This window comes from Bdellovibrio sp. (assembly GCF_036384735.1).
GTDB lineage: Bacteria > Bdellovibrionota > Bdellovibrionia > Bdellovibrionales > Bdellovibrionaceae > Bdellovibrio.
Map to the genome: position 1 here is coordinate 21,442 of NZ_DASVLT010000033.1, position 6,652 is coordinate 28,093.

4 protein-coding genes and 1 pseudogene are annotated in these 6,652 nt (G+C 46.2%); 1 reads left to right on the plus strand and 4 read right to left on the minus strand.

Going from position 1 to position 6,652, the window contains the following annotated elements:
- Positions 1 to 159 precede the first annotated feature (159 nt).
- Positions 160 to 879, minus strand: coding sequence for a lytic transglycosylase domain-containing protein (locus VF412_RS09320; protein ID WP_331338965.1), 720 nt, complete (start codon positions 877 to 879; stop codon positions 160 to 162).
- 552 nt (positions 880 to 1,431) lie between these two features.
- On the opposite strand from VF412_RS09320, the gene VF412_RS09325 reads away from it, so the two are divergent.
- Positions 1,432 to 2,847 carry a methyl-accepting chemotaxis protein gene (locus VF412_RS09325; protein ID WP_331338966.1) on the plus strand — a complete coding sequence of 472 codons (1,416 nt, stop codon included), beginning with the start codon at positions 1,432 to 1,434 and terminating at the stop codon, positions 2,845 to 2,847.
- Positions 2,848 to 3,209: 362 nt separating this feature from the next.
- On the opposite strand, the gene rodA is transcribed toward VF412_RS09325, so the two are convergent.
- The 3 genes and pseudogenes from rodA to VF412_RS09340 form a co-directional block, all read right to left on the minus strand.
- Positions 3,210 to 4,334, minus strand: coding sequence for a rod shape-determining protein RodA (gene rodA, locus VF412_RS09330; RefSeq protein WP_331338967.1), 1,125 nt, complete (start codon positions 4,332 to 4,334; stop codon positions 3,210 to 3,212).
- Positions 4,334 to 6,331, minus strand: a complete 1,998-nt coding sequence (mrdA, locus tag VF412_RS09335) for a penicillin-binding protein 2 (RefSeq protein WP_331338968.1) — start codon at positions 6,329 to 6,331, stop codon at positions 4,334 to 4,336. The genes rodA and mrdA overlap by 1 nt, the downstream gene beginning before the upstream one ends.
- Positions 6,328 to 6,652, minus strand: a pseudogene (locus VF412_RS09340) (hypothetical protein); the annotation flags it as partial. The gene mrdA and the pseudogene VF412_RS09340, both read right to left, overlap by 4 nt.

Here is a 6,652-nt window from a genome sequence, read left to right on the forward strand (position 1 = left end):
CGGAGGATTGCGAGAAGTTTTTAGAGCGAAAATGAGAAATTATAAATTATATTTTGTATATGTCTTTTTGGTGCGTATCGAAAAAATGCTGAGTGATTGGTTTGAATCACTCAGCATTACAGGATTGAATTTGATTACATTTATTTGTCAGGAAATTGATTAGTAGTTAGCAGCTACAACCACTTGTGGTGTTGCAATTCCAGAGTAAAAAGCACGGTAGTTTTTCATCACGCGATCGTTGTACTCTGCAGGTTTCACGTTGCGTGCAAACAAGCGGCGTACGTTGCGAGGTCCCATGTTGTAGGCACTTACATATTTCACAGCTTTACCGTTGAACGTAGTTCTAAGGTAGTTCATGTAGGCAAGTCCGATACGGATGTTAGCCTCCGGATTTTGCAAAGTCTTTTTACCATTCCAAGCGATATTAAACTTGTGTGCAATCCACTCAGCCGTGTCAGGTTTAATTTGCATCAAACCGATTTCGCCAAAGCGGCCTACAGTCAATGGATTGAACTTACTTTCTGTTTTGATTACCGCGAGCACAAAGACTGGATCAAGATGATACTTTGCACTTTCAGTGATTACTGTGCGAGCGATACCGCGTGCATGGCCTTTCCATTGAGGAGCTAGGTGTGCTTGAACATTGTTATAGATCGCATAGTTCAATGACTGGCGTCCCTCGATCTTCTGAGCGTCGCTACCGAAGTATTTGCGACCTAGAAGCTCCTTAGCATGGGCAACACGTGAAGCTTCGCTAACGCCTTCTAATGAAGGAGTAGCAGGCTTGTGCCAGCTAAAGAAATCAAAGTTATTAAATAGCACCAACGTGAGTGTTGCGGTAACTACAGCGAGTGTTGATTTGAGATGTTTCGTTTTCATATCCGCGTCCTCCTGTTACTAGGAGATAGTTCAAGGGTCGTGCCGAGAAGCTAAGCGGTTGAAATTCATCAGTTCTTAGATTGAACCATCTATGAAAGCGAATCCTTTCGAGTTCGTAAGAGGGGGTGTCAACCAATGATTCGACAATGACTGAAAGATAGTTAATCACTATCGAACGAAATCTCTTTTTAAGACGTTTCTTTTGAGACAGCCTTTCTATCGTGTGATTTTGGCAGGAAGGCGAGTTGGATTTGAAATTTGCTGCGATGAAATCCTGCGACCCGCGAGGGTGTGATAGGGGTCGGGTGGAGAGGCTGATTCCCTCGAGTCTAAGGGGTCTCATGGATTACTTTGAGCACTTTAGTTTTATAGCAAATTCGACGATAGATTCGCGTATTCAAAACTAGAGGAGCTTCTTTGATGTCATCGCGTCTGTCTTTAAATGTTAGAATTATCAGCCTGTCCTGTGCTATTGCCTTAATAACCACTCTGACGATTTCTGTAATAGCCTATCAACAATCTAAAAAACAAGTGACCTCATTAGGAGGAGAAATGTTCACCAAGATCAATCACGACGTGATTGGTCTTATGGAGGCCTTGAATGCTCAAGTCGTAGCAGGAAAAATCACTCTTGATGAGGCGAAGGATACTGTGCGTACTTATGTCAACGGACCTCAAAGGGCTGATGGCAGCCGTGACATCACAAAAACCAAGCTTTCTACAGATGAGTTTATGTACGTCTGGGCGTTCAGCGGTAAGAAGCAAGGTCTAGTGGAAATGCATCCATTCCCTCTCGAGGGTAAAAGTATTTGGGACTATAATGTCGACGGGAAGTACACCGTTCGCGACAGCTGGGGGAATATCAGCAATGTGGGCAAGACCTTCCACGAGATCTGGCAAAATCCTGGTGAACCTGTTTACACATTTCTAGCTTATCAAAGTTACTTCGAGCCTTGGGACTGGGTTGTCGGGGTCGGAGCGCGGGAAGAACTTCTTTATCAAGCTCGTCTGGCTGAAACTCGAAATCAGATTCTGATCTATGCGTCTCTTATTTTCGTTTTATCATTCGCGGCCTCTTGGTGGACTGCTCATAAGATCTCAAATGTGGTGAAAGAGACTGCATTGAGTCTTTCAGACGGAGCTCACGCTGTTTTCACATCGTCACAGCAAATTGCGAACTCTGCCCAGGCTTTATCTCAATCGGCGACCGAGCAAGCTTCATCTTTGGAAGAGACCGTTGCTGCCATGGAAGAGTTGACCTCGATGGTTCGCATGAATACCGATAATAGTAAACAAGCGGCCACTGTGGCTAGCGCCACGCGAGATATTGCTCACAGAGGCGAGCGTGAGATCAAAACATTGATTGACTCTATCCATAGCATCTCTGCGGACTCAAAAAAGATTGAGGAAATTACGGGCGTTATCGATGACATTGCTTTTCAAACCAATCTGTTGGCGTTAAATGCTGCTGTCGAAGCAGCTCGAGCTGGAGAGCAGGGCAAGGGTTTCGCTGTCGTTGCAGAGGCGGTTCGCAGTCTTGCCCAGAGAAGCTCTGTCGCTGCCAAAGATATTGCGGAATTGATCAAAAAGAGTGTCGAAAAAATCGAAACCGGCAGTCGTCAGGCGAATCAGGGCGGTGTTGTTCTGTCTGAAATTGTTGAATCTGTTAAAAAAGTATCAGATTTGAACAATGAAATTGCGACAGCCAGCGAAGAGCAAAGTACCGGTATCGCGCAAATCAGCAAGGCGATGAATCAGATGGATCAAGTGACCCAAGTCAACGCGGCCTCGTCAGAGGAGGCGGCTGCTGCCGCTGAAGAGCTATCCACTTTATCAGCGACGATGGAAAACAACGTTGTTGTTTTGGAGCAAGTCATCTTTGGCTCTGTGATTAAAAATGAACATGCTCAGGAGCAGAGGGCGGCGAAGCCCGCTGTGACACTTAAAACTCCAAGACAGGCCGCTTAGATATAGCGTCTGTTTCTTCCTAAAGAAAAAAGGCTCCGAGCCTCTCGGAGCCTTTCACAAAAATTGAATTCTAGAAAAAAAACGTAATGGGCGAACGCCCACAAACAACGACAATATCCAGCTAGCTTTTTTTATCGAAGCCAATAAAAACCGAACCTTCTCTATTTTAGGGGGTATGGCCTTCTTTAGTTCCTCCGTAGACGGGCCTTTGTCGGCGCATGGATGCGCGAACCGCAGCGAAGCTGCGGCGGCAACGAGCCCGGATGGCGTGCCCGACGAAGCGAGGAACTAAAGAAGGCCATACCCCCTAAAATAGAAAAGGGCCCCGAGTTTACCTCGGAGCCCTTCAATAAAACGAAATTCTAGAACAGATAGCGACGATAAGCGACGCTGGAGATCAGCCCAAGTCCTGCCATGGTCGTCATCATACTCGACCCACCATAAGAAAGAAGTGGTAAAGGAACCCCTACGATAGGAAGAAGTCCAATGACCATGCCCATATTGATGAACATATGCCAGAAGACGTAACACAGAACTCCGACAGTTAACAGTGCACCAAACTTATCACGAGCATTGGTGGCAATCCTGATTCCTGTTAAGAACAAGAAACAGAACAAGCCCATCACGGCGACAGAGCCGACGAAGCCATGTTCTTCACTTAGTACAGAATAAATAAAGTCCGTGTGGCGTTCAGGAAGGAATTCAAGTTGGGATTGAGTTCCCTTCATAAAACCTTTTCCAAAGAAACGTCCAGAGCCTACAGCGATTTTAGATTGGATACTGTTGTAACCAGTTCCGCGCGGATCATTTGTCGGAGATAAGAACGTCAAGACACGATTTTTTTGATAGTCATGAAGAACAAACTTCCAAGCGACAGGCAATGCCACGATACCTGCGATCACCGCAGTCATGAGGATCCACTTCTTTACTTTTGCAAACAGAAGCATCGAGCCGCCGATTGCAGCAAGCATCATCGCAGTTCCCAAGTCAGGTTGTTCAACGACGAAGACAAACGGGATGCCCAAAGCTAAAAGAGGAGCAAACATCTCTTTAAAGCCCATGCCGGGGCCGTGAGTGTTTCTGTTCGCCAAAATTTTTGCCATCATCATGATCAGTGCCAATTTCATTGTTTCAGAGGGTTGGTATCTAAAGAAACCAAGATCGATCCAACGTTGCGCACCGAGGGCCACTTTACCGTAGAATGTCGTGAAGATGATGGCACCTAGATTTAATAAGTAAATCACAACCGCGATGCGGCTCACGATATTATAATCAAGAATCGTGGTGACAAAGAAAACCGCCCAGCCCACGAAAAGCCACATGATCTGTGACAAGAATAAACCCGAAACTTCCGCAGAAGTCGGTCCATGGGTCGCGCTGTACAAATTGATCAAGCCGATAACGTTCAAGGCCAAGATCACAACGATCAAATTGATATCTAACTTTTTGAAGAGCGTTCGCTCTTCAACATGAAGTGAATTGAACATTATTCGTCCACGCTTGTAGTCGCGGCTTCAGACTTCGCAGCATGCTTCTGACCTTTGTTTTTAAGAGCATTAGCAATGATATCTGGGTGGTATTTTTGGAAATAAGCTTCGTAAATATCGCGAGCGATTGGCGCCGCCCCCGTATTGCCGTGGCAGGCATGTTCCGCCAGAATTGCGACAACAATTTCTGGATTTTCTACCGGAGCAAAAGACACGAACCAACCGTTGTGGCGCATGTGAATAGGGCGGGCCATACAGCTTGCAAAGATTTGATCCGCAGAAAATCCCATGACCTGAGCTGTTCCGGTTTTGCCGGCAAACTCAACACCCGGAACCTTCCAGAAGCGAGCTGTACCGCGAGAACCATTGGCCACTCGGCGCATCGCCTCTTTGACGACTTTGAACGTTTCCGGAGAAACTTTCACGCCGTTAGGCTGAGGTTGCTGAAGATCGCGCACCACTTGTGGGAAGTTTTCGCGCAAAACTTTTCCGTCTTGGTCTAAAATTTTACGAATAACGAAAGGCTTTACAACCTTGCCCTCGGTCGCGATGGCATTGTAAGCAATTGCCATCGAGATAGGAGTTACGGTCACGAATCCTTGGCCGATGGCAGTACTTAAATTTTCACCCGGCTGCCACTCTTCACCGACAGTGGCCTTCTTCCACGCCGAATTCGGCATGATGCCCGAAACTTCGCGAGACAACTCGATGCCGGTCTTCTGACCGATGCCAAGATCGTGGATGTAGTCGTACATCTTATCAACGCCTAACGCGATACCCATTTTATAGAAGAACACATTCGAGCTCTGCTCAATGGCATCATAAATCGTGATGTTACCGTGGCCTTGTTTGATAGAGTCATGATAAGGACGACGACCGAAGAAGAAAGTACCAGGGGAAGCAACCAATGTTGTTGGCGTCACAACTTTTTCAGACAAGGCCGCGACTGCTACCAGAGGTTTAAAGCTGGATCCCGGAGAGTTGTGATCTTGAATAACTTTATTACGAAGTGGCTTGAATGGATCGTTAATAAGTTTAGACCAAGTTTGTGGCGTAATACCTGTCGAGAATTCATTTGGATCGAAAGAAGGGGTGCTCACCCAAGCGAGAACTTCACCGTTTGTTTTCATCGCGAAAATGGCACCGATATGTCCGCGAGCATCGCCAGTCTTATTGATGGCCGCATAAGCGGCCTCTTGCAAATCACGATCGATCGTCAAAACAGCATTATTGCCATGAACTGGCGTCTGATCTTTGATCTGTTCGCCGTAGATGTTCGGAGTTTGTGTCACGGCTTCTCGACCGTGGGCATCGACTTGGATAAAGCTGATGCCGTCAGTACCACGAATGTCCTTTTCTAGAGTCTCCTCAAGACCGCTCTTACCGATGATGTCACCTTGGTCGAACTTCAAAGCTCCTTTGTACTGATCGTTCAAGATAGGAATTTGACGCTTTGAAATCTCACCCACGTAGCCAAACAGCTGTGCGCCATTTTCTTTTAATGGATAGTAACGGACGATAGATTCACGGATCTCTAGACCCGGAGTATCCAGACGTACCCGTTTCAGGCGGAAAACCTCTTCGCGGCTTAAGTTTTCTTTTAAACGAATTTGTGCGAAGGGACCATTTTGTTTGCGGCTCTTTTGAACTTTTTGAACGACTTTGTCTGGTTCCATTCCAAGAATAGGGCCCACGGTCTTCGCAAGATCATCCAAGTCATCAATATATTGAGGAGTCAGAATGGCTTCGAAGCCTGGTAAGTTTTCAACCAGAACTTTTCCATCGCGGTCTAACATCAACCCGCGCGGAGCTGTGATTTTATTTTGCTTGATTCGATTTTTCTCAGAGAACTCGCGAAGCTCGTTGCCGGAAATGATCTGCAAATACCACAAACGCATTGTGAAGATTGTAAAAGTCGCAGCAATGACAATATAAAAGACACGGTATCGGTTTTGATACTCTTTCGCCTCGTCCGGATTATTGACGTAAGTACTCATAGCTCCAATCCTCCGGGCTCATGCACGAGTTCGTCCTGAGTGACGTTATCGAGTTTGGCGAGAATCCAGTACATGGGAAAAGCAAAAGAAGGAGTTAGAATAATTTGTACCAAGCGGTCGACAATCTCAAAGCTCGCAGGATTTTTCTCTAGCACCAGTGAAGTAAAAAAATAAATCAGGTGGTAGGCCACGGCCGAAAATCCACACATGATTGTATAGTATCCCGAGCCAGACCAAAAGACGCGACTTTTGATTCCATAGACCAAGGTGAAGAGAATCAGCAAACTAATCCACATCATTTTTAAGGGCATCGCCGTAAAT

Coding starts and splice junctions, on each gene's coding strand:
- VF412_RS09320 (WP_331338965.1), bottom strand. CDS start 879: ATGAAAACGAAACATCTCAAATCAACACTCGCTGTAGTTACCGCAACA.
- rodA (WP_331338967.1), bottom strand. CDS start 4,334: ATGTTCAATTCACTTCATGTTGAAGAGCGAACGCTCTTCAAAAAGTTA.
- mrdA (WP_331338968.1), bottom strand. CDS start 6,331: ATGAGTACTTACGTCAATAATCCGGACGAGGCGAAAGAGTATCAAAAC.
- VF412_RS09325 (WP_331338966.1), top strand. CDS start 1,432: ATGTTCACCAAGATCAATCACGACGTGATTGGTCTTATGGAGGCCTTG.